General features: G+C 66.6%; 16 protein-coding genes. 6 read left to right on the top strand and 10 right to left on the bottom strand.

The features are described 5' to 3' along the window. Positions 1-235: 235 nt before the first annotated feature. Positions 236-1,012 (top strand): trans-aconitate 2-methyltransferase, encoded by a 777-nt coding sequence (gene tam, locus LDZ24_RS15835; protein ID WP_248323159.1) that lies wholly within the window; start codon positions 236-238, stop codon positions 1,010-1,012. Positions 1,013-1,019: 7 nt separating this feature from the next. Here tam and LDZ24_RS15830 read toward each other — a convergent pair whose 3' ends face one another. After that, entirely contained in the window at positions 1,020-1,955 is a 936-nt protein-coding gene (locus LDZ24_RS15830) for a LysR family transcriptional regulator (protein ID WP_248323158.1), read from the bottom strand. 151 nt (positions 1,956-2,106) lie between these two features. On the opposite strand from LDZ24_RS15830, the gene LDZ24_RS15825 reads away from it, so the two are divergent. Then, positions 2,107-3,690 carry an aldehyde dehydrogenase (NADP(+)) gene (locus tag LDZ24_RS15825; RefSeq protein WP_248323157.1) on the top strand — a complete coding sequence of 528 codons (1,584 nt, stop codon included), beginning with the start codon at positions 2,107-2,109 and terminating at the stop codon, positions 3,688-3,690. Between the two features lie 201 nt (positions 3,691-3,891). On the opposite strand, the gene LDZ24_RS15820 is transcribed toward LDZ24_RS15825, so the two are convergent. Then, entirely contained in the window at positions 3,892-4,491 is a 600-nt protein-coding gene (locus LDZ24_RS15820) for a hypothetical protein (protein ID WP_248323156.1), read from the bottom strand. Here LDZ24_RS15820 and LDZ24_RS15815 point away from each other — a divergent pair. Then, positions 4,454-6,283: a zinc ribbon domain-containing protein gene (locus LDZ24_RS15815; RefSeq protein WP_248323155.1), complete on the top strand. Its 1,830-nt coding sequence runs from the start codon at positions 4,454-4,456 to the stop codon at positions 6,281-6,283. The two genes, LDZ24_RS15820 and LDZ24_RS15815, sit on opposite strands and share 38 nt — an antisense overlap. A gap of 131 nt (positions 6,284-6,414) precedes the next feature. Beyond that, positions 6,415-7,551 (top strand): TAXI family TRAP transporter solute-binding subunit, encoded by a 1,137-nt coding sequence (locus LDZ24_RS15810; protein WP_248323154.1) that lies wholly within the window; start codon positions 6,415-6,417, stop codon positions 7,549-7,551. A 9-nt stretch (positions 7,552-7,560) separates the two neighbouring features. Here LDZ24_RS15810 and LDZ24_RS15805 read toward each other — a convergent pair whose 3' ends face one another. The 4 genes from LDZ24_RS15805 to LDZ24_RS15790 form a co-directional block, all read right to left on the bottom strand. Then, positions 7,561-8,001, bottom strand: a complete 441-nt coding sequence (locus tag LDZ24_RS15805) for a hypothetical protein (RefSeq protein WP_248323153.1) — start codon at positions 7,999-8,001, stop codon at positions 7,561-7,563. 105 nt (positions 8,002-8,106) lie between these two features. Next, positions 8,107-10,842 (bottom strand): glucosidase, encoded by a 2,736-nt coding sequence (locus tag LDZ24_RS15800; protein WP_248323152.1) that lies wholly within the window; start codon positions 10,840-10,842, stop codon positions 8,107-8,109. Positions 10,843-10,930: 88 nt separating this feature from the next. Beyond that, positions 10,931-12,844: an amylo-alpha-1,6-glucosidase gene (locus LDZ24_RS15795; RefSeq protein ID WP_248323151.1), complete on the bottom strand. Its 1,914-nt coding sequence runs from the start codon at positions 12,842-12,844 to the stop codon at positions 10,931-10,933. Next, a complete protein-coding gene (locus tag LDZ24_RS15790; RefSeq protein ID WP_248323150.1) occupies positions 12,841-13,317 on the bottom strand; it encodes a nuclear transport factor 2 family protein in 477 nt (158 codons plus the stop codon). Before LDZ24_RS15790 ends, LDZ24_RS15795 begins: the two co-directional genes overlap by 4 nt. Positions 13,318-13,951: 634 nt before the next feature. Here LDZ24_RS15790 and LDZ24_RS15785 point away from each other — a divergent pair. Next, positions 13,952-15,148 (top strand): hypothetical protein, encoded by a 1,197-nt coding sequence (locus LDZ24_RS15785; protein ID WP_248323149.1) that lies wholly within the window; start codon positions 13,952-13,954, stop codon positions 15,146-15,148. 2 nt (positions 15,149-15,150) lie between these two features. On the opposite strand, the gene LDZ24_RS15780 is transcribed toward LDZ24_RS15785, so the two are convergent. The 4 genes from LDZ24_RS15780 to LDZ24_RS15765 all read right to left on the bottom strand — a co-directional run bounded on the left by LDZ24_RS15780 (position 15,151) and on the right by LDZ24_RS15765 (position 23,753). After that, the gene (locus LDZ24_RS15780; RefSeq protein ID WP_248323148.1) at positions 15,151-16,431 is read right to left on the bottom strand and encodes a DUF445 domain-containing protein; all 1,281 of its coding nucleotides are present in this window, start codon (positions 16,429-16,431) and stop codon (positions 15,151-15,153) included. Between the two features lie 39 nt (positions 16,432-16,470). Further along, the gene (locus tag LDZ24_RS15775) at positions 16,471-16,875 is read right to left on the bottom strand and encodes an ACT domain-containing protein (protein WP_248323147.1); all 405 of its coding nucleotides are present in this window, start codon (positions 16,873-16,875) and stop codon (positions 16,471-16,473) included. After that, the gene (gene uvrA / locus LDZ24_RS15770; protein ID WP_248323146.1) at positions 16,875-22,685 is read right to left on the bottom strand and encodes an excinuclease ABC subunit UvrA; all 5,811 of its coding nucleotides are present in this window, start codon (positions 22,683-22,685) and stop codon (positions 16,875-16,877) included. Before uvrA ends, LDZ24_RS15775 begins: the two co-directional genes overlap by 1 nt. 174 nt (positions 22,686-22,859) lie before the next feature. Continuing rightward, a complete protein-coding gene (locus LDZ24_RS15765; protein WP_248323145.1) occupies positions 22,860-23,753 on the bottom strand; it encodes an alpha/beta fold hydrolase in 894 nt (297 codons plus the stop codon). 297 nt (positions 23,754-24,050) lie between these two features. Between LDZ24_RS15765 and LDZ24_RS15760 the strand changes: the two genes are divergently transcribed. Beyond that, entirely contained in the window at positions 24,051-26,042 is a 1,992-nt protein-coding gene (locus LDZ24_RS15760) for a glycoside hydrolase family 28 protein (protein ID WP_248323144.1), read from the top strand. Positions 26,043-26,062: the final 20 nt, after the last annotated feature.

Here is a 26,062-nt window from a genome sequence, read left to right as displayed (position 1 = left end):
GCGCCGGAGACGGCGCTGAAGGACCGGTTGTTAGACCGGAAGTGCGACAGTTCGACAGTGCGGCAAATACATCGGCAGTATAGGCCGACAGCGGTGTGTCTAGTGCAAATCCGACCGGTCTGATCAGGCACTTGCGCCAAGCTTTACCTGCGGCGCTCCCTTCATGCTCGCGCGCGGCGCCTGAATCGTGCAAGATTGCTCCCGTACCCGTGACGCGGCAATTGCAGGAGAGAAAATGACCTCATCGGGCGGCTGGGAAGCGAAGCAGTACAAAGTCTTCGAAGCGGAGCGCACGCGGCCCGTCCGCGATCTCCTTCACGCGGCGCAGGGCGCGACGGTTCGCGCGGCGGTGGACCTCGGCTGCGGGCCGGGCAACTCGACCGAGACGCTGCTTGCTTATGCGCCGCAGGCGAGCATCGTGGGCATCGACAGTTCCGCCGACATGATCGAGGCCGCGCGGAAGCGTCTGCCGCAGTTGCGCTTCGAGCTGGCGGACATTTCGGCCTGGAACGAAGCCGGCCCGTACGACCTGATTCTGGCGAACGCGTCCTTGCAGTGGGTTCCCGATCACGAGACGCTGCTGCCGCGACTCGTCAGCCTGCTCGCGCCCGGCGGACGGCTCGCCGTGCAGATGCCCGACAATCTCGACGAGCCATCTCACAGGCTCATGCGCAAGGTGGCGGCGAACGGGCCGTGGCGCGAGCGGCTCGCAGGCACCGAGCGCACACTCCGCCACGATGCGCACTGGTACTACGCGCGACTCACGCCGCACTGCGAGCGCGTCGATGTATGGCGCACCATCTACCATCATCCGCTTGCAGGCGGCATCGACGCCGTCATCGAATGGTTCAAGGGCAGCGCGTTGCGGCCCATGCTCGCGAAGCTCTCGGCGGATGAACAGACCGCCTTTCTGGACCAATACCGCGAAGCGCTCAAATCGGCCTATGCGGTTCTCGCCGACGGCACCGTGCTGCTGCCGTTCCCGCGCCTCTTCTTCGTCGCAACACGCTGATGCCGCGTTACTGCGCCCGCTCGTTGTCCCGCAGCATCTGCACGAACTGGCGCGCCGCCGGCGAAAGCGCGCCGCCCTTTCGCGTCACGATGCCATACGTCTGCGATTTGAGCTTCATGCGTATCGGCAGCACGCGCAGCATGCCGTGGCGTTCGAACACGCGGGCGACGCTCGCCGGCAGAATCGATACGAGCTCCGGACTCTCCTGCAGCAGCGTGACCGTGACGAACGGCGATGCCGTCGAAATGGGATTGGCGGGCATCGGCAGGCCGGCGAGATCGAGTTCGCGCTCGAGCAGCGCGCTCATCGGCAGATAGCTCGGATACGTGACCCAGCGGCGGTTCGCCAGGTCCGCCAGCGCGACTTCGCGGGCCTGCCCTTCGCCGCGCGCGCGTCCCGCCACGATGCACAGCGGCTCGTCCGTCAACGGTTGATAGTGGTACTTCGACGGCTGCTCCGACACGCTCGCGCGCCCGATCACGAGATCGACGCGGCCGTCGTCCAGCATCGCGAGCATGTTGGCGCTCGTGTCCTCGACGATCTCGACCGCGAGATCCGGGTGCTTCGCGTGCATCTCGTTGACCATCGGCGCGACGACGCCCGGCACCGCGCCCATAATCGTGCCGACGGTCAGCCGCCCGCCCGTGCCCGCGCGAATCTGCGCGACTTCCTGACAGAGCGCGGACAAATCGGCCGCCAGCACGCGCGCATAGCGCACCACGCAGCGGCCGAACGGATTCGGGATGAGTCCGCTTTTCGCGCGCTCGAACAGCGGCGCTTCGAGCATCGACTCCAGTTCGGCGAGCGCCTTGCTCGCGGCGGACTGGGTCATCGCCATCGCGCTCGACGCCTTGTGCAGCGACTTGTGATCGTCGAGCGCGATCAAGAGTTGCAGCTGCTTCATGCGCAGCCGCGACATCAGGACATCGAGAGTCGTCTTCATCGTAGGAAAAAAAGCGCCGGTGATTCCAAAAAGCGATCAAGCGATGGAAAGCTTTCACTATACAGGCGCGTTCGCCGGGTCGTATAGTCGGCGCAGCACGACGCTCGCCAAGGAAGCGTCGCGACCCTCTATCACGGAAGGACGAGACACCATGGAACTCACAGGCAACCTGCTCATCGGCCAGCAATCGGTGCGCGGCACGAACGGCACCATCAAGGCCGTCAACGCATCGACGGGCGCAGCCATCGAACCGGGATTCGGCGGCGCAACGCTCGACGATCTCGACCGCGCGTGCGCGCTCGCGTGGGCCGCGTTCGACGTCTATCGCGAAACGGCGCCCGAAGCCCGCGCGAAGTTTCTCGAAGCGATTGCGCAGAACATCCTCGATATCGGCGACGACCTGATCGAACGCTGCATGATCGAAAGCGGCCTGCCGCGCGGGCGTCTGGAAGGCGAGCGCGGCCGCACGGTCGGCCAGTTGCGCATGTTCGCGGATGTGGTGCGCAACGGCGATTACCTCGGCGTGCGCATCGACCCGCCGCAGCCCGACCGTAAGCCGATGCCGCGCGTGGATCTGCGCCTGCGTCATATCGGCGTCGGTCCCGTCGCCGTGTTCGGCGCGAGCAACTTCCCGCTGGCGTTTTCCGTCGCAGGCGGCGACACGGCGTCCGCGCTGGCCGCGGGTTGCCCGGTGATCGCGAAGGCGCACTCGGCGCATCCGGGCACGGCGGAACTCGTCGGCCGCGCGGTGCAAAAGGCCGTGAAGGACTGCGGCATGCCGGAAGGCACGTTCTCGCTGCTTTTCGACAGAGGCCGCGACATCGGTCAGGGTCTGGTGAAGGACAATCGCGTGAAGGCGGCCGGTTTCACGGGTTCGCGTGGCGGCGGCACCGCGCTGATGAAGCTCGCGGCCGAACGCGCCGAGCCGATCCCGGTTTACGCGGAAATGAGCAGCATCAACCCGGTTCTGCTGTTCCCGGCAGCGCTCGCGAACCGCACCGAAGCGATCGCGCGTGGTTTCGTGCAGTCGCTCGTGCTGGGCGCGGGCCAGTTCTGCACGAACCCCGGACTGGTGCTCGCAGTCGACGGCCCGGACCTCGACAAGTTCATCGAAGCGGCATCGGCGGCGCTCAAGGAAACCGCCGCGCAGACGATGCTCACGCCGGGCATCCACAAAGCATACGAAGGCGCGGTCGAGAAGATTGCTTCGCACGACGGCGTCAAGACCGCCGCTCGCGGCCTGCCGGCGCAGGGCGGCAATCAGGGTCAGGCGGCGCTCTTCGTCACGACCGCCGACGCGTTCCGTGAGAACCACGCGCTGCAGGACGAGATTTTCGGCGCGTCGTCGCTCGTCGTGCGCTGCCCGGACCTCGCCACGATGCGCGAGCTGATCGAATCGCTCGAAGGCCAGCTCACCGCCGCGCTGCAGATCGACGAAGCCGATTACGCCGAGGCGCGCAGCTTCGTGGCTCCGCTCGAACGCCGCACGGGCCGCATTCTGGTGAACGGCTTCGGCACGGGCGTCGAAGTGGGCCACGCGATGGTCCACGGCGGCCCGTATCCGTCGACGGCCGATGGCCGCTCGACGTCGGTCGGCAGCCTCGCCATCAACCGCTTCCTGCGGCCCGTCAGCTATCAGGATCTGCCGGAAGCGCTGCTGCCCGATCCGGTCAAGTCGGATAACCCGCTCGGCCTGAACCGCCGTATCGACGGCAAGCTGCAACTGGCCAGCTGATCGTTGCCACGGAGCGCCCCTCGGGGCGCTCCATTCATCATCCCGCGATAGTTCGGAATCCTTCGCATCGCCCGGGCCTAGCATATGCCGCGCCCGAGGCGGTGCAAAAACAACACGCCGCGCGCACCGGAACGCCTTTCGCATCAGCGGGTTAGCGAGCGGTCGCCGGGCATTGTCGGTTATCGGCTAAAGAATGGCGTCTCACCACCGCGGCGCCGCGCCCAGAATATCCTGATGAGAGTAGCGAAGCGTGGCGCTGCGCGCGCACCGGAACGGTGTCGCGGCTGCATCGATTGCGCATTCGCATCCGACGAGGGCCATGCGCCGCCGCTTGACGGCAGGCGCGAGACGACACGCAGCACGGAGCCACCGCGCAGCCGCCGCCGTCGCGCGGCCCGAAGTAGGTGCGAAACGCAATTGACGTGCGTCGAGGGTTGACGCCATATTCGGATTTCGTCTTCCGCCGGCCAGCTTGACCGGAAGAGGAAACAATACGAAGGATTGCTGCCGCCCGGACGCCCCGGCGTTCATACGAGCCGGGCGCACGGCGGCCACGTTATCGCACATGTCCTTCGAGGGCTTCAGCATGACCACGCGTTTGACGTTTCCCGCATCCATGTTTTCCGTCGTCTGCCAGCGCTGCGGCAGCACCGTGCGCAAAAACGCCGACAGTTGCCCGAACTGCGGCGCCGATCGCAGCGCGGCTTTCGGCCGCAAACGCGGCGGCGCGGCACGTCCGCGCGCCAACATGTTCGAGCAACAGATGTCGAATCCGCCGTTCGTTTCGGCGTCCGCTTCCACGCCCGTCGACGATGGCGAACCCGGCATGAGTTCCGGCTGGGCCGGCGGCTGGGATCCGAAGCGCGCGAGCGAACGCATCGCGCAGAAGGCCGCCGAGCACCGGGCAAAGCGCGTCGAGCAATCCGCGCGCAACGCTTACGCCGATCCGAGCAACGATCCGGACGCCCTGCCCGGCCCCGACCGATGGCGCGGCAGCAAGACGCTCATCGCCGGCGCGTGCGCGCTGGCGCTCGTGGCGGGCGGCGTCGCCTATATGCAGTACGGCGCGGACGACCGCCCGGCTTCGGGCGAACTGAGCGCGTCCGGCGCGATCGACGCGAAACTCGGTCCGTTCGGGCGCGGCGCAACCGATACATCCAATTCGACCGACGCCACCCCTTCCGCCGACGCGCCCGCGCAACAAGCTCCCGGCGCGGCGAAAACTGGCGCGCTGATGCTCGCTCCCGGCGACCCGCTGCAAGGCACGCGCGCGGCGCTGGACCAGCACGATCTGACGCTGGCGCGCGCCCGGATGAAGGCGCTGCCGGCTCGCGAGCAGGCGCGCCCGGAATTCGACGCGCTGAAAGACGAGCTCGTCAAACGCGAACAGCAACGCGACGCGGCGCTGCAACTGGCGCGGGCCTGCGAACGCACGTCCGCGTGGGCGTGCGTGCAGCAGAACGCCGCCGAGGCGCTCGCGCTCGATGGCGGCAATGCCGAGTCGCAAGCCATGCTGGAGCGCGTGATCACGCATGCCGGCTGGCTCGTCGCGACGCCGCAAGGCGCAAAGAAAGGCACCACGGCCGGCAGCCCCACCGACGTCCCGAATACCGGCACCGCCGTTGCCGGCAGTGTCACGCCGGCGCCCGCTGCGGTTGCGACGCCGCCCGCTGCGACAGCGACGCCGCCCGCTGCTGTTGCTGCGCAGGCAAACGTTGCATCGGCTCCGCAGGCGGACAAGACCGACGCCCTGGCCGCGAAGCCCGCGCCCGACAAGCGCAACGGACAACGCAGCGCGAACGCGAACGCGGCGGCGGCCGCCGCTGCCGCTGCCGCCGCCCGGCAGGCCGCGCTCGACGACGCCCGCGCCGCCGAATACACATCGCGCGCCGAGAAGATCGCCCGCGCGCAAGCCGCGACGAACGCGATGGTCGCGGCCACGATTCTCCCGCCGTCGCCCAGCGTCGCGGCTCCGGCCAAGCCTGCGACGCCCGCAGCGACCGAGCCTGTCGCCGCCGCGCCCGCCGCTCCGGCTGCGGCCAAGCCGTCGACCGCCGCACCGACGCAGGCTCAGGAGTCCGGCAACGGCATGTACGTTGCCACGAGCCCGCCGAACAGCAACGGCATGTATGTCGCGCCGAGCAGCGTGCAGGGCGACATGTATGTCGCCCCCGCCGCGCCGAACGGCATGTATGTCGCGCCGGCAGCGCGGCCTGCGCCCGCGCCGTCGCCCGCGCCCGCTGCCGCGCCGACCCAGCGCGCGACGCCTTCGGGCCCGCAATCATCAGTGCCGCCGCTTCTGCCGCAGGCTGCCGCGATCCAGCCGCAAGCCGCGCACGCATTGCCGTCCGGCTCGCAGGCCGTGCGGCCCGCCAGCATCGAGCGTCCGGCGGCCGCCACCACGACCGCCGCGACCGCCACCGCGAGCACGCTGCCCACGACCACCGTCAGCGGCACCGCGCGCACGGCAACATCCTTCGGGGCGTCGAGCGTGACGGCGCGCATGGACGCCGACAAGACCGACGATGTCGAGCGCGCCATCAAGCAATACGGCTGGAGCAGCGGCAACGAAAGGCCCGCGCCCGCGCGCTGACCGGTTTCCGCATCGCCTCCGCGCTATCGCATCACCGGCATTACCGGCATTACCGCATCACCCGTTTCACGCGACGCCCGCGCGTCGCGTGACTTTCAAAGAACCCGTCCAACTCGACTCAAGGGTCAATCATGGTCTCCAGCCAATTCATGCGGATTGCCGCGCGGAGGGCGTTCGCCCTGTGCGCTTTCGTCGGACTCGCCTGTGCCGCGCAAGCCGGCTACGCGGCCGATCCCGTGCCGTACAAAATCACGACCGGGCAGGAGCGCGGCACTTATATCCAGATCGGGCAGGATTTGTCGAAGTACGTGGCCGAGCCCGCCGGCATGGACCTCGAAGTGCTGCCGTCAAAAGGATCGGCCGAAAACGTCCAGCGCATGCGCTATGAGCCCGGCGTGAAGTTCGCGCTGGTGCAGTCGGACGTGTATCAGGCTTACCTGGACATGGCGAATTCCGGCAACGCCGAGGCCGGCCGGATCATCCAGCCGCTGCGGCTCATCATGCCGCTCTACGACGAGGAGATTTATTTCGTCGTGCGTTCCGATTCGCCGCTCAAGAACATCAACGAGATCAAGGGCAAGAACATTAGCGTCGGGCCGATCGGCAGCGGCACGGCGCAGTCCGCGGAAACGCTGTACCGGCTGATGTTCGGCGAGCCGATTCCCGATGCCAACGAGCAGCACTACAACAACGAAGACGCGCTCGCCAAACTCATCGTGCGCAAGATCGACGTCGCGGTGATCGTCGCCGGCCAGCCCGCCAAGCTCTTTCAGGACATGAACCCCGAGTTGCTTCAGCAGATCAAGCTGCTGCGCCTCGACCCGTCCGCGCCTGAAACGGCCCGCGCAAAGCAGACGTATTTCCCCGCGACCATCCGCACGACGAGCTACCCTAACTGGATTCAGGAAGACACGCCGACGCTGACCGTGAAGGCGTTCCTCGTCACGTACGACTACGGTCTGCGCGGCACGGTCGGCGCGCTGTCGAAGTTCGCGGATTCGCTCTGCGCCAATTTCGATACGCTCCAGGCGAGCGGGCATCCAAAGTGGAAGCAGGTCCACCTCGAATTGCCGCCGCTCACGCGCGGCTGGAAATACTATCCGCCGATGGAAAAGCACTTGCGCGCGTGCATCGCCAAGCGCGCGGCGCTCGCGCAGTCGCAGGGCTCGGCGCAGACCGTGTCGGCGCGCGGCACGGACGCCGCCGCGCAGAAGAAGAAGTCATCCTGCACCGCGCAGGAAAAGCTGCTGCTGCTCTGCGACCAGTAACGCGCGGCGCTAGCTTCGAAGCGACGGAATGAAAGCGGACTCGAACGGCGGATATCTGCGATAAGCCGAGATCGACGTCCATTCGCGTGTCGTCGCGTCCGAGCGGAACTGGCGTTGCGCCGCGAGGCCGCCCTTGCTGGCCGATTTGTGGAGCGCGCGATGACGCGCCCGCGAACGCGCCTCGAGGCGGCGTTCCAGCGCCGCCGCGCCCGCGAACCAGTGGTCGATGGCGCCGCCCAGCGCCGCGAGGATGCCGACGCCCGCCATCCAGCCGGCCGCCATGCTGTCGAACGCGCAGGTGACACCTGCGCCGCCGCACATCGCCGCGAAGAAGACCAGCATGATCCACGCGAACGGCGGACTCTCCTCGTGCTCCGTGCGGCAAGCGAGCCGCGGGGCGCGTCCGGCCGCGGCCTGTCTCATGTCGTAAGCATTCGCTGATCGGTTCATCTTCGTTCTCCATGCGCCGCGGATTCGCGTCCGCAAAAGTTACGCAGATGCAGAGAACAGCGATATAAGACTTCTCCGAACAAAGCGGGCACGCATGTCTAGCGGCTACTTTGCGCCGGCGAACTCCTGCACGTCGGCATCGGCTTCGCCCGCGAGCGGAACGACGCCCGACGGACCCAATGCGCGCGGCTGCAACAACAACGCGACGAGCCCCGTCCAGCCCGTCTGATGCGACGCGCCGACGCCGCGCCCGTTGTCGCCGTGAAAGTACTCGTGAAAGAGCACGAGATCGCGCGAGCGCGGATCGGCCTGCAACAGCGGATACGCCGCCATCACCGGTCGCTCGCCATTCTTGTCGAGCAGGAACAGCGTGGTCACGCGGCGCGCGAGTTCGTCGGCGATTTCGGCGAGCGAGAACGTCTGCCCCGAGCCCGTCGGATACTCCACGCGGAAATCGTCGCCGTAATAGCGGTGGAATTCGAGAATGGATTCGATCAGCAGATAGTTCACCGGCATCCACACCGGCCCGCGCCAGTTCGAATTGCCGCCGAACACGCGCGAGGTCGATTCCGCCGGCTGATACTGCACGCAGAAGCTCTCGCCGTTGTGATAGAAGACGAACGGATTGTCGCGATGCACGCGCGACAGCGCCCGCACGCCGTGGTCGGACAGAAACTCGGACTCGTCGAGCATGCGCCTCAGAAGCGCCTTCATGCGATGCCCGCGCAACAGCGAGAGCAGCACGCTATTGCCCTGACCCGCGATATTCCAGCGCGAGACGAGCCGCGACAAATCCAGCCGATGCTCCAGAAACCAGTGCAGGCGCTCGCGCAACTCCGGCAACGCGCGATACACGCTCGGCTCCAGCACATGCACGGCGAACAGTGGAATCAGCCCGACGATCGACCGCACGCGCATCGGCACGCTGGAGCCGTCCGGCAGGCGCAGCTTGTCGTAGAAGAACTCGTCCTCGCTGTCCCACAGGCCCGTGTCGCAGCCGTCCTCGCAACTCACGGCTTCCGCGATATACAGGAAGTGCTCGAAGAACTTCACCGCGATATCGACGAAAACGGGATTCGCATACGCGAGTTCCAGCGCGATGCGCATGAGGTCGAGCGCATACGCCGCCATCCACGCGGTGCCGTCGGCCTGATCGATATGACCGCCCGTCGGCAGCGGCGCGGAACGATCGAAGATGCCGACGTTATCCAGCCCGAGAAACCCGCCCTGAAAGATGTTGCGGCCGTCCGCGTCCTTGCGGTTCACCCACCACGAGAAGTTGAGCAGCAGCTTGTGAAACACAAGCTCCAGAAAGTCGCGATCGCCCTTGCCGGTGATCGCGCGGTCGATCTCGTACACGCGCCACGTCGCCCACGCATGCACGGGCGGATTGGCGTCGCTGAACGCCCATTCGTAGGCCGGCAACTGGCCGTTCGGATGCTGATAGCGGTCCTTCACGAGCAACAGCAACTGCCGCTTTGCGAACGCCGGGTCGATGAGCGCGAACGCCGCCGCATGGAACGCGAGGTCCCACGACGCGTACCACGGGTATTCCCACTTGTCCGGCATCGACACGATGTCCGCGTTGCACAGATGCCGCCAGTCCGCATTGCGCCCGGTGCGGCGCTGTTTCGGCGGCTTCGGCTGAAGCGGATCGCCGTCGAGCCAGCGCGTCACGTCGAACTGGTAGTACTGCTTCGACCACAGCATGCCCGCGAGCGCCTGCCGCTGCACGAGCCGCTGATCCGCGCCCGCGATGTCATGCTGCAACGCGCCGTAGAACTCATCCGCCTCCGCGATACGGCGCGCGAACAGCGCATCGGCATCGAGCGGGACGGTGTCCGGCGCGGATTCGGGACGCCAGCGCAGAAACACCGTGGCCCTCGCGTGCGCGTCGAGCGTGAGATGCGCGCGGGCCGCGGCGCGCGTGCCGGCATCGCGGCGAACGGCGTCTTCATCCCCCGCGACGATGTAGTCGTTGAAGCCGTCCTTGAACGGGCCCGCGCCTTCCATCCCGAACAGACGCCGCACGTTGGTCTCGTTCTCGCAGAAAAGCCACTCGATGCCGTCCGTATCCGGCGACCACGCCGTGACGATCATCGGCTCGTGACCGTGATGATCGGCTGCGACCTGCGCGACGCCGCGCTCCGTTCGCAGCTTCAGCGACGGTTTGGCCGGCGTCGGCTTCCACGACCACGTGTTGCGCGCCCAGATCTGCGGCAGCACGTCGAGCGTGGCGGGATAGGCCGCGCGGTTTTCGATGGTCACGCGCATCACGATATCGTCGGGCGTGTGTTTCGCGTATTCCACCTGCACGTCGAAGTAACGCTCGTCGTCGAACACGCCGGTATCGAGCACTTCGTACTCGGGCACGTCCGCGCCGCGCCGCGCGTTTTCATCGACGAGATCGGCATATGGAAACGCCGCATGCGGATACTTGTACAGCATGCGCATATAGGAATGCGTCGGCGTGCCGTCGAGATAGAAGTACAGCTCCTTCACGTCCTCGCCGTGATTGCCTTGCTGATTCGTGAGGCCGAAGAGGCGCTCCTTCAGAATCGGATCGCGTCCGTTCCAGAGCGCGAGCGACACGCACCAGTTGAGCTTGTCGTCGCCGAAACCCGCGATGCCGTCCTCGCCCCAGCGATACGCCCGGCTGCGCGCGTGATCGTGCGGAAAGTACTCCCACGCGGTCCCGAACTCGCTGTAGTCCTCGCGCACGGTGCCCCACTGGCGTTCGCTCAGATACGGCCCCCAACGCTGCCACCGCGGACAGTCGCTCGAATGCAGCCGCGAGCCTTCCACGGTGTCGATCTGATTGACGGTGCGCGTCTTCGCCATGGGCGTCTCCTGTTGCGGCCTGCGGTGCAGCTTGCGGGAAACGGCTAATTTAGCGCGTTTTCACGACACGACGCACATTCGACGGCCTTCACGCCGCGCCGAGCAGCGTTTCGATGCGCAGCAGTTCCGCGAGCGACCACGCCTGAAACGGCGCGCCGCCCGGCGCGTGCGGCGCGTCGCCGTCAGCAACCTCGCTCACGTGATCCAGCCCGTAATGATCCAGATGCGCGTAGAGCGGCGCGAGGAAGCGCTCGCGCACGCCCGCCGCGCCGCGCACGCGCAGCCACGCCTCGACGAACGGCCCCATGAGCCACGGCCAGACGGTGCCCTGATGGTAGGCGCCGTCGCGCTCCAGCACGCCGCCTGCGTAATGCGGACGATAGGCCGGGTCGGACGGCGCGAGCGTGCGCAGGCCGAGCGGCGTCAGCAGATGCGCTTCGACCTGATCGACCACCGCGCGGGCGATATCGCCCTCGACGAGCGGAAACGGCAACCCGCCGACCGCGAAGATCTGGTTCGGGCGAATCGAGCGGTCGAGCTTGCCCGGCTCGTGATCGGCATCGACGACATCGTAGAGCGCGTGGGTGTCCGGATCGACGAAGCGCGCCGCGAAACTTTGCCGGGCGCGCGCGCACAGCGTCTGCCAGCGCGGATTCCATGCCGACGCGATGGCCAGCGCATTGATCCACAGCGCCTGAACCTCGACCGGCTTGCCGATGCGCGGCGTCACCACCCAGTCGCCGGCTTTCGCGTCCATCCACGTGAGTTGCACGCCCGGCACGCCCGCGCGCAACAGACCGTCTTCGTCGGCGGCGATTCGATAGCGCGTGCCGCCCGCGTAGCCTTCGAGAATCGTATCGACCGCGCGTTGCAGGCGGCTCGCCGTGGCCGCGAGCGCATGGCCGGTCGCGAGATAGTCGTGGACGGCGATCACGAACCACAGCGACGCATCCACCGAGTTGTACTCCGGCTGGCCGCCGCTGTCGGGGAAACGGTTCGGCAGCATGCCTTCCGAAAGCGCGTCGGTCCATTCGAGCAGAATCGATTCGGCGTCCTGGTGGCGGCCGCTCGCGATCAGCAAGCCGCGCATCGAAATGAAGGTATCGCGGCCCCAGTCGGTGAACCACGGAAAGCCCGCGATGATGGTTCGCCCCTCTCTGCGATTGACGACATACGCATCGGCGGAACGGGCGAGGCGCGATGCGAACGCCGCGCGGCGCTCCGACTCGCGGGCCGCGAGCCGCGACGCGTGCGCGAGCGCATCCGCTTCGCGCGGCACGTTGCTGCCCGTATCGGCATGCAGGATCATCACGGCTTCGCGCGCGGTCAGATCGAACGTGAAGACGCCCGGCGTCGGCAGATCTTCGATGAAATCGAGCCCGCGCTCACGCTCGCGCGCATAGCAGAAATTGCGATACCAGTCGGGCGCGTGCCGATACGCGCCGTTCGCCGTCGCGCCGATGGCCGGCAAATCCGCGTACGGCCGCCAGTGAACGCGCTCGCCGTCCGTCGTGGCGTCGAAGCAAAACGCCGGATTCTCGCGATGCAGCGCGTGATAGTCGCGCCCCGACAGCAGCGGGCGCACATGCAGCGTCGCGGACGGCGGGCGCGCATCGGCTTCGAGGCGCCAGCGCAACACGGTCTCGCCGCTCTCCTTCGCGACGAACAGCTCGGCCACGACCGTTTGCGCATCGCCGACGCGATAGCGCCACGTCGGCCACGGCGATGTATCGAAGGAAACGAGATTCGCGGAGGCGTCCGGGTACAGCACGTCGGGCGCGTAGTGCTGCATGGTCAACGGGAAGCGCTCGCCGCCTATCTCGACCCACGCCTCAATGCCGTTCACGAGCACCACGCGCCCCGCAGGCGGCTGCGTCGCGGCAAGCAACAGCGCCTGATAACGGCGAATTCGCATGGTACCCACCGTGCCGGAAGCGAAGCCGCCGTGCGCGTCCGCTTCGAGCCATTCGTCTTCCAGCCGCGTCGAGTCGATCGCCGTCATGCCGCCGCCCGTTTGCGGTAGTCGGTGAGCGCGCGTCGCGCCTTCGTGCGGATGGCGCTCTGCATGCGCGGCGTCCAGCCGAACAGCCAGCCGGAGACGCCCAGCGCCTGACGGCTCCAGCGCCAGAGGTCGAACGTATCGGTCTGCTCGGCGATCAGGCCGTCGCGGATGGCGAACTTCGTCGCGATCTCGTTGACCACTGGCCGCCCGGTCGCGGAGTACGTGTAGCGCGCGACGGCCTTCGCGCTCGCGGTCTGCCCGAGCGTGCTGATGCCGTCGAAGGTCAGCGTGAAGTCGGCCGCGCGGCCGAGCAGCATGCGCCACATGTCGCCGACTTCGCGGCCATGCAGCAGCCCGAACGCCGGATCTTCGAAGCGGATGTCGGACGCATAGCAGGCTGCCATGGCGTCCGCGTCGGCGCGCTGAAACGCACGGTAGAAGCGTTCGATGAGTTCGGCGTTCGTGTTCGGCATGGTGGTCCTGGCAGAGAGTCGCGCCGCGCGGAAGTGGGCATTCTCGCGCGACTGCGGCCGAATTGCAGCTTGCCGCACCGCTTTTCGGGATCGCCGCCGCGTTGCCGACGCCGTTTCATCTGTTTAGATAATCGGGCATAGAATGACGCGCGTTTATTAAACAGGCGCAGTTTCGATTATTGCGAAACCGGTTTCAACGCATTCTTTTTAAGACCGTCTTAATGCGCGCAAGAAAACTCTTAATCAATCCGGTTTTAGAAAAATCAGATATTAATTGACTCGGAGTTATTCTTAACCTAGATTTCTAGAACGGTCGTTCTAATCCTGATGGTCGGCCGTCGATTATTACTGCGGCGGCTCTCGTGCCCGCACGGCCCGCCATTGCTCTAACCTACAAAGCCAGCGCCCGCCTAAAGGTCGCATGCCGCGCACCATGAGAATCAGGCCTCGAGTCAGTACGCTTTCATTGGCGTCCGCAGATTATTTTCTGACGGACTTACGCACCGGCATTATCAGCCGCGCAATTCATCCGCAATCGCCGGATATCATTATTTACGTTCTAAAGACCGAAGACGGATCGCAGTATTGCGCGCAACTCGATTATCGGGAGCATCCGCTTCGGAATGCGATTCTCATGGCGGCGCTCGAATCAGGGCTCACGGTGACGATTCGCGCGGACGCCACGCATCACATCACCGATCTGGCCGCGACGCTGCCGAATGTCGCCCCGCTTCCCGCGCTCGGCTACACGTGGCGCCTGCTGGAAGACGTGCGCACCGGCGCGGTCGTGCAGGTGGAAGACGCCAATCTGCTCGGCAGCATGGCGTACATCATCCGCAGCCCGGACGGCTCGCATCATTGCGTGCAGATGTGCCCGCACGAACACGGCTACCGCAGCGCCCTGCTGATGGCCGCGTTCAGGGCGAAGCTGCCCGTGACCGTCGCCGGCGACGCCGACTACTACCTCACCGCGGTGTCCGTCGGGTCGCGGGCGTTCGGGCCGAACTTCAACTGCGCGCCCGGCTTCATTTCGACGACGCCGCGTTCCGGCATGATCGACGAGATCATCGACAACGAGGCGGCCGAGACGCTGAGCGTCATCGTCAAGACGCCGGAGGCCACGCGCTACCACGCCCGAATCGACCGGCAGCAGCACGCGAACCGGCACCATCTCGCCATGCTGGCATTGCGTTCGGGCTTGCCCGTCACGGTCAGCGGCAACGAAGACCACGCCATCACCGGCATAGCGGTCGGCGCGCTGTCGTCGGACCCGGCGCCCTCCATGATGCTGTTCGGCCAGAAGCTCACGGGCGTGCAAACCGGGACGCTCGCGCGCATCATCGACTCCGGCACGCTGGACCCGGTTCGCTACGTGTTGCGCGCATCGGACGGCGCGCACTACTGCGCGCAGATGAACACGGCCAAGCATGCGAGCCGCCATCAGATGCTGATGACGGCGCTGGCGCTGCATCTGCCGCTGAGCGTCACCGCCGACGCGAATTCGAATATCACGGGCGTGTCGGTCGGATTGCCGCACCGGGGCAGCCCGACGTTTCATTGCCAGACCACGCGTTTTCCCAAGACCGAGACCGGCAGCATCGTCCGGATGATCGATTCCGACGCGCTCGGTCCGGACACGCGTTACGTGCTAGAGACGCCGGACGGCGACGAATGGGCCGTGCCCGCCTTCGCGCGAGGCCAGCCGGGACGCGGCCCGCTGCTCGCGCTCGCGCTGACGGGCGGGCTGGCCGTGATGGTCAACGGCACGGGCGGCAGCGGAAGCGTGGAGACACTGCTGGAAGCGGGAAGCGTGACCGTCGCGCGCAGCTAGCGTCAGAGAGCGAACGCCGTGACCGCGTGGATGAGCAGCCCGACCGCGCCGCCCACGAGCGTGCCGTTCACGCGAATGAACTGGAGGTCGCGCCCGATGTTCAGCTCGACGTCGCGCACCAGCGTGGCGTCGTCCCACTGCTTGACGGTCGCGGCGATGTGCTTCGCAATGCCTTCGCGCAGCTCGGGCGCGAGGGCCTTCAGCGCATCGCGCATATGCTCGTTGATCGAATCGCGCAGCAGCGGATCGCCGCCGAGCGCCTGCGCGAAGCCCGCCGCGACGGCCACCACTTTCGCGTGCAGCGCGGAGTCGGGGCGCTTCAGGTCCGCCGCGAGCCACGCGGTGAACTCGTCCCACAGGCCGTCCACGTAGCCGCGCAATTCGGGGCGTTCCAGCCATTCGCGCTTGTGCTCGTCAATGCGCGCCTTAAACGCGGGATCGGACTTCAGGCGCTCGACGAAGCGCTCCACTGCTGCATCGAAGGCTTTGCGCCGTTCGTGCTCCGGGTCGCTCGTCACGTCGTGCAGCCACTGGTTCGCGCCGCGCACGAGGCCCGCCGCGAACTTGTTGCCGAGATCGCCCGCATCCAGCCCGACGAAACCCAGCATGCCGATGAGCTTCGGATACTCCTCGCCCGCCACCGCGACGATGCGCGTCGCAAGCATCTCCTGCACCTCGGGCTTGTCGAGCCACGCCGCCATTTGCTTGAGGCCCTCGTCGAGCAGCAATTGATGGCGCCGGTCGGCGGTGAGCGTCGACAGCAGATTGCCGGCGGCGGCGGAAAGATCGAAGGCCTCGGCGCGGCGGCGAATCGCGTCGTGGAGCATGGACTTGATGCGCGTGTCGTCGATGAAAGCCAGCAACTGGCCGACCGCCGCGACCGCGCGATTGCCGAGCAGCTCGGCGTTTTTCGGCTCCGCGAGCCACACCGAGAGACGGCTTGCCGGATCGAACGCATCGACGCGGGCAACGAGCGCATCCGTGCCGAGAAAGCGGTCGCGCACAAAGACGGCGAGGTTATCGGCCACGCGCGCCTTGTTCGCGGGCAGGATGGCCGTGTGCGGCACCGGCACCCCGAGCGGATGGCGAAACAGCGCGACGACCGCGAACCAGTCCGCGAGCGCGCCGACCATTGCGGCTTCCGCGAACGCGGACACCCACGCCCACGCGCCGGCGTCGTGCTGGCTCTTCGCGACGGCGAACAGCACGCCCGCGCCGACGAGCAACGCGGCGGCGAACCACTTCATCCTTTTCAGGGCTACGGCTTTATCCTGCGTTTCCATCTGCTTGTCGGTATAGAAGTGTGGAAGCGCGCAAGCATATCAACGCCCTTGCTGCAACTTCAAGAGCGCATCCATGGCGCGGCCGGCTGCTTTCACCGGCACGAAGATGTGATTGTGATAGGCCGCTGCGATCACATTGCAGCTGATGCCCGCGTCACCGAGCGCGCGCGCGAACGCGGCGGTCAGCCCGACGGCGTTCAGATCCGAGTGCACAGTCAGCGTGATCCACGCCGCGCGAAAGAGCGGCGTGAGCCCAGCGGCAAGGGCCGCGCCTTCTTCCATGACGACAGTCAGCCCTTCGCGCTCGCGAAACGTCGCGACGATGCCCGCGCCGCCCGGCGCGGCGTCATGCGGCAGCGACGCGAACACATAGACGCCGGGCTGAAGCGCGGGCTGCATGGACGCCAGCAGCGTCCGCAGGTCGGAGACCGGCGCCGGCGTCATCACGCGGCATCCTCGGCAGGCCGCGTTCTGCCGAGCACCGGCCGCAGCGCCGTTCCCGTATGGCTGCGCGGATGACTCGCGAGCGTGTCCGGGTCCGCCGCCGCGACGATGGTCCCGCCGTTCACGCCGCCTTCCGGCCCGAGATCGAGCACCCAGTCGGCTTCCGCGATCACGTCGAGGTCGTGCTCGATCACGATCACGCTATGCCCGCCGTCCACCAGCCGGTGCAGCACGCGAATCAGCTTCGCGACGTCCGCCATGTGCAGGCCGACGGTCGGTTCGTCCAGCACATAGAGCGTATGCGGCGGCTTTTGGCCGCGCCGCGTGATGTCGTCGCGCACCTTCGACAGCTCGGTGACGAGCTTGATGCGCTGCGCCTCGCCGCCCGAGAGCGTCGGCGACGGCTGGCCGAGCGTCAGATAGCCGAGGCCTACGTCCTTCATGAGTTGCAGCGGATGCGCAATGCTCGGCATCGACGCGAAGAACTCGACGGCCTCGTCGATCTCCATGGTCAGCACTTCGCCGATGTTCTTGCCGCGCCACGTCACCGCGAGCGTCTCGGGATTGAAGCGCTGGCCGTGGCACACGTCGCACGGAACCTTGACGTCCGGCAGGAAGTTCATCGCGATGGTGCGCACGCCTTGCCCTTCGCACGCGGGGCAGCGCCCGTTGCCCGTATTGAACGAGAAGCGCGACGGCGTATAGCCGCGCGCGCGGGCTTCCAACGTGTCGGCAAACAGCTTGCGGATGGTGTCCCACATGCCGATGTAGGTCGCCGGGCACGAACGCGGCGTCTTGCCGATCGGCGTCTGATCGACTTCGAGCACGCGGTCGATCGCTTCGAAACCGGTGACGCCCGAGCAGCCCTGCCATGCGTGGACCACGTCGAACTTCGGGCGCGGCGTTTCGCGGGCGAGCACGCTCGCGCGCGATTTCGCGGCCGGGGCGTCGGCCTGCGCCGCCTTGCGCGCGCGCCGCACCGCCGGCGACGACAGCACCGAGCGGCCGACGGCATCGAGCAGGTTCGTCATGAGCACGTCGCGGGCGAGCGTCGATTTGCCCGAGCCCGACACGCCCGTGATCGCGACGAGCCGGTTCAGCGGCACGCTCGCGGTCACGTTGCGCAGGTTGTGCAGCGTCGCGTTCTCAACCGTGAGCCATTGCTCCGGCACCGCCGGGCGCTTGCCGACGGCCGCGCGCACTTCGCGGCGCGGCTGCAACGGATGAACGATCGGGTTCGCGAGCATTTGCCCGGTCAGCGACGCCTTGTGCGCCGCGAGATCCGTCACGCTGCCCTGCGCGACCACCGTGCCGCCGCGCTTGCCCGCGCCCGGCCCGATATCGATGATGTGATCGGCCCGCCGGATCGTGTCCTCGTCGTGCTCCACGACGACGAGCGTGTTGCCCTTGTCGTTCAGCTTTTTGAGCGCGCTCAAAAGAATCAGGTTGTCGCGCGGATGCAGGCCGATGGTCGGTTCATCCAGCACATAGCACACGCCTTGCAGGTTGCTGCCGAGTTGCGCCGCGAGACGAATACGCTGCGCTTCGCCGCCCGAAAGCGTCGGCGCGGCGCGATCGAGACTCAGATAACCGAGCCCGACTTCCTCCAGAAACTGAAGGCGCCCTTCGATCTCGCTGACCACGTCGCGGGCGATGTCCGCGTCGCGGCCCGTCAGCTTCAGCGTCGCAATCCACTCGCGCGTGTCCGTCACGGTCCAGCGCCCGACTTCGGTGATCGGATAGTTGCCGAACGTCACCGCGCGCGCGACGTCGTTGAGGCGCGTGCCTTCGCAGTCCGCGCACGGCTGATCGACGATATCGTCCGGTTCCTGATCCACCGAGCCGATGCTCTGCTCGCGGCCGCGATCATCCTGCGCGAACACCGTATCGTCGAACGCGGCGCGCTGCTCGCGCGTCAGCTTGACGCCCGTGCCGACACACGTATTGCACCAGCCGTGCTTGCTGTTGTACGAGAACATGCGCGGGTCGAGTTCCGGGTAGCTCGTGCCGCAGACCGGACACGCGCGCTTGGTCGAAAACACGATGCTCTCTTCCTTGCCGCGCCGCTTGCCGCTGGAGAGCGCGCCGTGCAGTTCGTCGAGCGGCGCGCACAGATGCATGACGCCCTTGCCGATTTCGAGCGTCTCGTCGAGCAGACGCCGCAGGTCCGCTTCGTTCTCCGCCGACACGACGAGATCCGCGACCGGCAACTCGATAGTGTGTTCACGGAAGCGGTCGAGCTTCGGCCACGGATCGACCGGCAAAAAGTCGCCGTCCACGCGCAGATGCGTGTTGCCGCGCGCTTTCGCCCACTTCGCGAGATCGGTATAGACGCCCTTGCGGTTCACCACGAGCGGCGCGAGCAGGCCCACATGCTGGCCCTTGAAGTCGCGCAGAATCTGCGCGGTGATCTGCTCGGAGCTTTGCGCCTGAACCGGCGTGCCGTCGTGAATGCAATGCTGGATGCCGAGCTTCACGTACAGAAGGCGCAGGAAGTGCCAGACTTCCGAAGTCGTCGCGACCGTGCTCTTGCGGCCGCCGCGCGACAGACGCTGCTCGATGGCAACCGTCGGCGGAATGCCATAGACCGCATCGACTTCCGGGCGGCCCGCAGGCTGCACGATGGAGCGCGCATACGCGTTCAGCGACTCCAGATAACGCCGCTGTCCTTCGTGGAACAGAATATCGAACGCGAGCGTGGACTTGCCCGAGCCGGACACGCCCGTCACCACGTTGAACTTGTTGTGCGGGATGTCGACATCGAGCGACTTCAGATTGTGCTCGCGCGCATTGACGATGCGCACCACATCCTCGCCCTGCAATGCGCGCCGCGCGCTCGCCACTTCCGCCGCGAGTTGCAGCGGCACGCCCGCGCGCTTTTCCGCCGCGCCGGGCGTCATGGCTTCTTCGTAGTCGAGGAGCGCGCGGCCCGTGTGCGACTGCTCGCAAGCCGCGACGTCATCCGGCGTGCCGACGCACACCACTTGACCGCCGCCGTCGCCGCCCTCGGGACCGAGGTCGATGATCCAGTCCGCCGCGCGAATCACGTCGAGATTGTGTTCGATAACGATCAGCGAATGCCCTCGCTCAAGCAGGCGGCGCAACGCCTGCATCAGCTTGGCGATGTCGTCGAAATGCAGGCCCGTGGTCGGCTCGTCGAACATGAAAAGCCGCGCCTTCTGATTCGGCGACGCCGTTTCCGCGAGAAAGCCCGCGAGCTTGAGGCGCTGCGCTTCGCCGCCCGAGAGCGTCGGCACCGGCTGGCCGAGCTTCACGTATTCGAGACCGACATCGACGATAGGCTGTAGCACGCGCAGCACATCGGCGTCCCCGGCAAAGCACTCGACGGCTTCGCTCACGGTCAGCTCCAGCACGTCCGCGACGCTCAGTTCGCGCCCGCCACGCTCGATCTTCACATCGAGAATCTCTGCGCGATAACGCCGGCCGTCGCAATCGGGACAGCGCAGGTAGACATCGGAGAGAAACTGCATCTCGACATGCTCGAAGCCCGAGCCGCCGCACGTCGGGCAGCGCCCGTCGCCCGAGTTGAAGCTGAACATGCTCGCGCCGTAGCCGCGCTGCGCGGCGAGCGGCGCTTTCGCGAACAGCTTGCGGATTTCGTCGAACGCGCCGACGTAGCTCGCCGGATTCGAGCGCGCCGTGCGGCCGATCGGCGATTGATCCACGAACACGACGTCGCCCAATTGATCCGCGCCCTTCAGCGCGCGAAACACGCCGGGCGCTTCAGTCGCCTTGCCGAAGTGACGCATGAGCGCGGGCGCGAGCACGTCCTGAATCAGCGTCGATTTGCCCGAGCCCGAAACGCCCGTCACGCAGACGAGGCGCTCCAGCGGAATCTCGACCGTCACGTCCCGCAAGTTGTGATCACTCGCGCCTTCGAGGACCAGACGCGGCGAGTTCGCATCGACCGCGCGGCGCGTCCAGTTCGACGCATGCGCGACGTGCTTGCGGCCGCCGAGATACGCGCCGGTGAGCGTGTCGCTCAATTGAATATCGTCGGGCGTGCCGTCGTAGACGATCTGCCCGCCGCGCTCGCCCGGCCCCGGTCCCATGTCGATCAGGCGATCCGCCGCGAGCATCACCGAAGGATCATGCTCGACGACGACGAGCGTATTGCCCGCATCGCGCAGACGGTGCATGGCCTCGACGATGCGGTTCAGGTCGCGCGGATGCAGCCCGATGCTCGGCTCGTCGAGCACGAACAGCGTGTTCACGAGCGACGTGCCGAGCGCGGTCGTCAGGTTGATGCGCTGCACTTCGCCGCCCGAGAGCGTGCGGCTCTGACGATCCAGCGTCAGATAGCCGAGGCCCACGTCGCACAGATACTTGAGGCGCGTGCGCACTTCGGCGTGCAGCAGCTTCAAGGCCTCGTCCAACAGCGTGGACGGCAGCGTGAGCGAGTCGAAGAAGCGGCGGATGCGCTCGATCGGCATCAGCATCAGGTCGTGCACGGTCAGGCCGGGCAAGGCTTCGAGTTGATCGCGCGTCCAGTCGACGCCGTTTGGCAAGAACCGGTCCGCGGGCGCGAGCACCGCGTCGGCCTGTTCCTTGGTGCCGAGGCGCCACAACAGCGATTCCGTCTTCAGCCGCGCCCCCGCGCAGGCGGGACACGTCGTATAGCTGCGGTACTTGGAAAGCAGCACGCGGATGTGCATCTTGTACGCCTTCGACTCCAGATAGTCGAAGAAACGCTGCACGCCGTACCACTGGCTGCCCCATTTGCCGGTCCAGTCCGGCGATCCGTGGATGACCCAGTCGCGCTCCTTCTGCGTCAGTTCGCCCCAAGGCACGCCGAGCCGGATGCCCGCCTTCGCGCCGTAGCGCACGAGGTCATCCTGATTCTCTTTCCACGCGGGCGTTTGCAGCGTCTTGATCGCGCCTTCGCGCAGCGTCTTTTTCTCGTCCGGAATGACGAGGCCGTAATCCACGCCGATCACGCGGCCAAAACCGCGACACGTCTCGCACGCGCCGTAGGCCGAGTTGAACGAGAACAGCGCCGGCTGCGGATCGGCATAACGCAGGTCGCTTTCCGGGCTATGCAGGCCGGTCGAGAAGCGCCAGATATCGGGTTCGGCTTCGTCCTTCAGCACATAGACGTTCACGCGAACGCTGCCGCGCAGCAGCGCGCCTTCGATGGCTTCCAGCGCCCGCGAGCGCTCCGTGCCTTGCAGGCGAAACCGGTCCGCGACAACATCGAGCACTTGCCGCGCGCCCGCTTCCGTCTCAACGTGGCGCTTGGCCTGCACGCGCGTGTAGCCGCTCGCGGAGAGCCACTGCGCGACTTCGTCGTCGCTCGTCGTGTCCGGCAGTTCGACCGGAAACGTCACCGCGAGCCGCGGATCGGCGTCGCGCGTGCGCTCCAGCAGTTCCGCATAGATGGTCTCGGGCGTGTCGTGCCGCACGCGATGCGCGGTCTTCCTGTCGAAGAGTTCGGCGGCGCGCGCGTAGAAGAGCTTCAGGTGATCGTTGAGCTCGGTCATCGTGCCGACCGTCGAGCGCGAACTGCGCACCGGGTTCGTCTGGTCGATGGCGATGGCGGGCGGCACGCCGTCCACGCGATCGACCTGCGGCCGGTCCATGCGGTCGAGGAACTGGCGCGCGTACGCGCTGAACGTTTCGACGTAGCGGCGCTGGCCTTCGGCGTAGAGCGTGTCGAAGACGAGGCTCGACTTGCCCGAACCGGACGGGCCGGTCACCACCGTCATCTGGCCGGTGTGCAAGTCGATATCGAGATTCTTGAGGTTATGTTGACGGGCGCCGCGAATGCGGATTGCGTTGTTCGATGCCAATTTTTCAACCGGTTCAATGTGATGGACGGCCTGTCAGGCCGTGGGCGGCGCCGCGCGGTGGTCCGGCGGCAGGCGCCTGCCGCAGCGACCGGTACTGTACACCCATACAGTACCGGTCGCAAAAAGCGGGCGAAGCGTTCGCCCGGCACTTGCAAGTAACTCGCCCGCTCGCCGTCAGCGCAAGTGAGCGATGAGCGCATCCGCGACGGCATCGGGCGCTTCGCGCGGCGGAAAATGCCCCGCGCCGTCGATCACGACGCGCCGATAGCCCGCCGTGAAGCAGCCTTCCTGCCCTTCGGACATCGAGACGTCGTCGCAGAAGTCCGAGCCGCCCTGGATCATCAGCGCCGGCACGCCGATGCGCTCGATCGTCGCAAGCCGCTCGTACAACGGTTCGAGCGCCGGGTCCGACGGCTGATCGCTGCGCCAGCGGCGGCGATACGCGTTCAGCGTGATCGGCACCCAGTCGGGATTCTCGAAGGCGCGCGCGGTGGCGGCGAACTCGGCTTCGTCGAACCAGCCGGGCGGCGACCATGTGTCCCACTGGATGCGCGCGAAGCCTTTCGCATCGGCGGCGATCACGTCCGGCGCGTCATCGAGCGACATGAACCACTGGTACCAGAAGCGCCGCGCCTGCGCGAAATCCCGCGGCAACACGAACTTCCCGCGCGGCTGAAACGCCAGCGCAATGGCAGCCATGCGCCGCACGCGCTCGGGAAACAGCGCGGCGAGCGTGTAGGTGGCGCGCGCGCCCCAGTCGTGACCGACCACATCGAAACGAGCGATGCCGAGCGCATCCGCCAGATCGATTGCGTCTTGCGCCAGCGCGACGCCCGAGCCATCGCGGATGGTGCCCGCGCGCAGGAAGCGCGTGCCGCCCGCGCCGCGCAATTCCGGAACGATGGTGCGGTAGCCCGCCGCGTTGAGCCGCGCCGCGACGTTCGACCAGGCGCGCGCGGCGTCCGGCCAGCCGTGCAGCAGGATGACGGGCGGTCCATCGTCGGGGCCGGCGTCGGCGTAGGCGATATCGAGCGTCGGCGTTTCTGCGTGCAGTTCGAAGGTCAGCATGGCTCCTCCATTCGGGAAGCGAAGCGTCAATTCTAGAACCGCGTGCGATTCCCCGCCGGAAGGCTGCGGCAATACTGACACATGATGTCGTACGAGATGCGCTGCGCGGGTAATCGCTTCCCTACGGGAAAGTCCTGAGCGTGACGCTGGTATGCATTCCTTGACGCGTGGTTCCCAGCGTCGTTATCGTCACGACAGGAAAACGGTTTCTTACATGGGCGCTTACGCTTGCGAATGTCATACGACGTCGTTCGAAGCGCCACATCAAAACCGGTCGATACCGGAATGGAGACAAGCATGAAACAGCGCCCCACCGCCCCCGCTTCTGCCCGCCGCCGCTCGCTGCTGAAATTCGCCGGCGCGTCGGCGAGCGCGCCGCTCATGGGCGGCCTCGGCAGTCTGAGCGTGCTCGCCGGCTGCGGAGGCGGCCATCACGATTCGAGCTCCCCGACGACGCCCGAGGACCCGATCTGGGGCCCGTCCGGTGCCGCGACGCAGATCATCAACGCGCTGAAGAACGTGTCGACGTCGATGGTGCCGAGCCGCCAGTTCCTCGTCACCGACTACGGCGCGAAGCCGTGCGCCGTGATCGCCGCGACGAGCCCGTACACCGATCCGTCGAAGTCGCCGCTCAGCACCGGCGCGGACCAGACGCAGGCGCCCGGCTCCTTCGACTCGCGCCCCGCGTTCCTCGCGGCCATCGCGGCGTGCAGCGCGGCGGGCGGCGGACGCGTGGTCGTGCCGGCCGGCAACTGGTATTGCGCGGGGCCGATCATCCTGCAATCCAACGTCGACTTTCACCTGAGCGCGAATTGCGAGATCTTCTTCAGCCCGAATCCGGCGGACTACGCGAAGGACGGCCCGATCGACTGCGGCGCGAACGGCAAGCTCTACTACAGCCGATGGCAGGCCAACGACTGCCTGAACTACGGCCCGCCCGTCTACGCGCGCAACCAGACGAACATCGCGATTACCGGCGAAGGCGATACATCGGTGCTCAACGGTCAGGCCATGACGCCGTTCGCCGGCAGCGGCAATACGTCGACGTGCTGGTGGACGTGGAAAGGCAATAGCGGCGCCTACGGCTACGCGGGCTCGTCGACGCCCTCGCAGGCGTTCGCCAATCCGAACAACGTCGATCTGAAGACCGCCGTGCCCGGCATTTCCGATGCGCTCTACGCCAAGCTCACCGACCCCGCCACGCCGTGGCAACAGGACCAGAACTATCTGCCCGCGCTGTCGGAAGCGGGCGTGGCGATCGAGAAGCGCATCTTCGGCATCGGACATTATCTCCGGCCGAGCATGGTGGAATTCATCGGGTGTACTAACGTTCTGATGCAAGGCTACCGCACCATCAATACGCCGTTCTGGCAGCATCATCCGACCGATTGCAAGAATGTGGTCATCACCGGCGTGACGGTGGACAGCATCGGGCCGAACAACGACGGCTTCGATCCCGACGCCTGCGACATGGTGCTGTGCGACAGCGTCACGTTCAACACCGGCGACGACTGCATCGCGATCAAGTCGGGCAAGGACCTCGATACGCAATACGGTCCTGCGCAGAACCACGTCATCCAGAACTGCACGATGAACAGCGGCCACGGCGGCATCACGCTCGGCAGCGAAATGGGCGGCGGCGTGCAGAACATCTATGCGCGCAACCTTCAGATGCTGAACAAGTTCTGGGCGACGAACTCGCTCAACATCGCGATTCGCGTGAAGACCAACATGAATCGCGGCGGCTTCGTGAAGAACTTCTACGTCGATAACGTGACGCTGCCTAACGGCGTGAGTCTGACGCCTTCGGGCTACGGCAGCAGCCTGCTCGCGGGCAGCCCGATCAACGCGACGGTCCCGCTCGGCGTGGTCACGGCGAGCGCGGCGAATCCGTCGGCGGCGCAAGGCGGCATCATCACGTTCGATTGCGACTACCAGCCGTCGAAGGACGCGATCCGCACGCGCCCGGCGCTGGTGCAGAACGTCAACATCTCGAACGTGAAGGCCAGCAACGTCATGCTGAACGGCGTCACCGGCTCATGCTTTCAGGCGATCGTCGCGCAAGGACCCGTTGCGTTCGACTACAACGGCCCCGCGCCGACGCCCGCGATTCCCGCCATTGCCGGCGTCACGATCACCAATTGCGATTTCGGCACGCCTGTCGCAGCGGGACCGGCCACGGCGACGACGCCCGGACCGATCTACGCGTACAACGTGCATGACATCGTGCTCAACAATACGGTGATCGCGGGGAAGACGTTGAATCAGACCATCACCGACGCGCGGTAAGAACCAGGCACGTGCCGCGG

This window comes from Caballeronia sp. Sq4a, from assembly GCF_023170545.1.
In the GTDB taxonomy this organism is placed as follows: Bacteria; Pseudomonadota; Gammaproteobacteria; order Burkholderiales; family Burkholderiaceae; genus Caballeronia.
The sequence above is the reverse complement of the archived record's forward strand: the minus strand, read 5'-3'. Positions and strand labels throughout refer to the sequence as shown.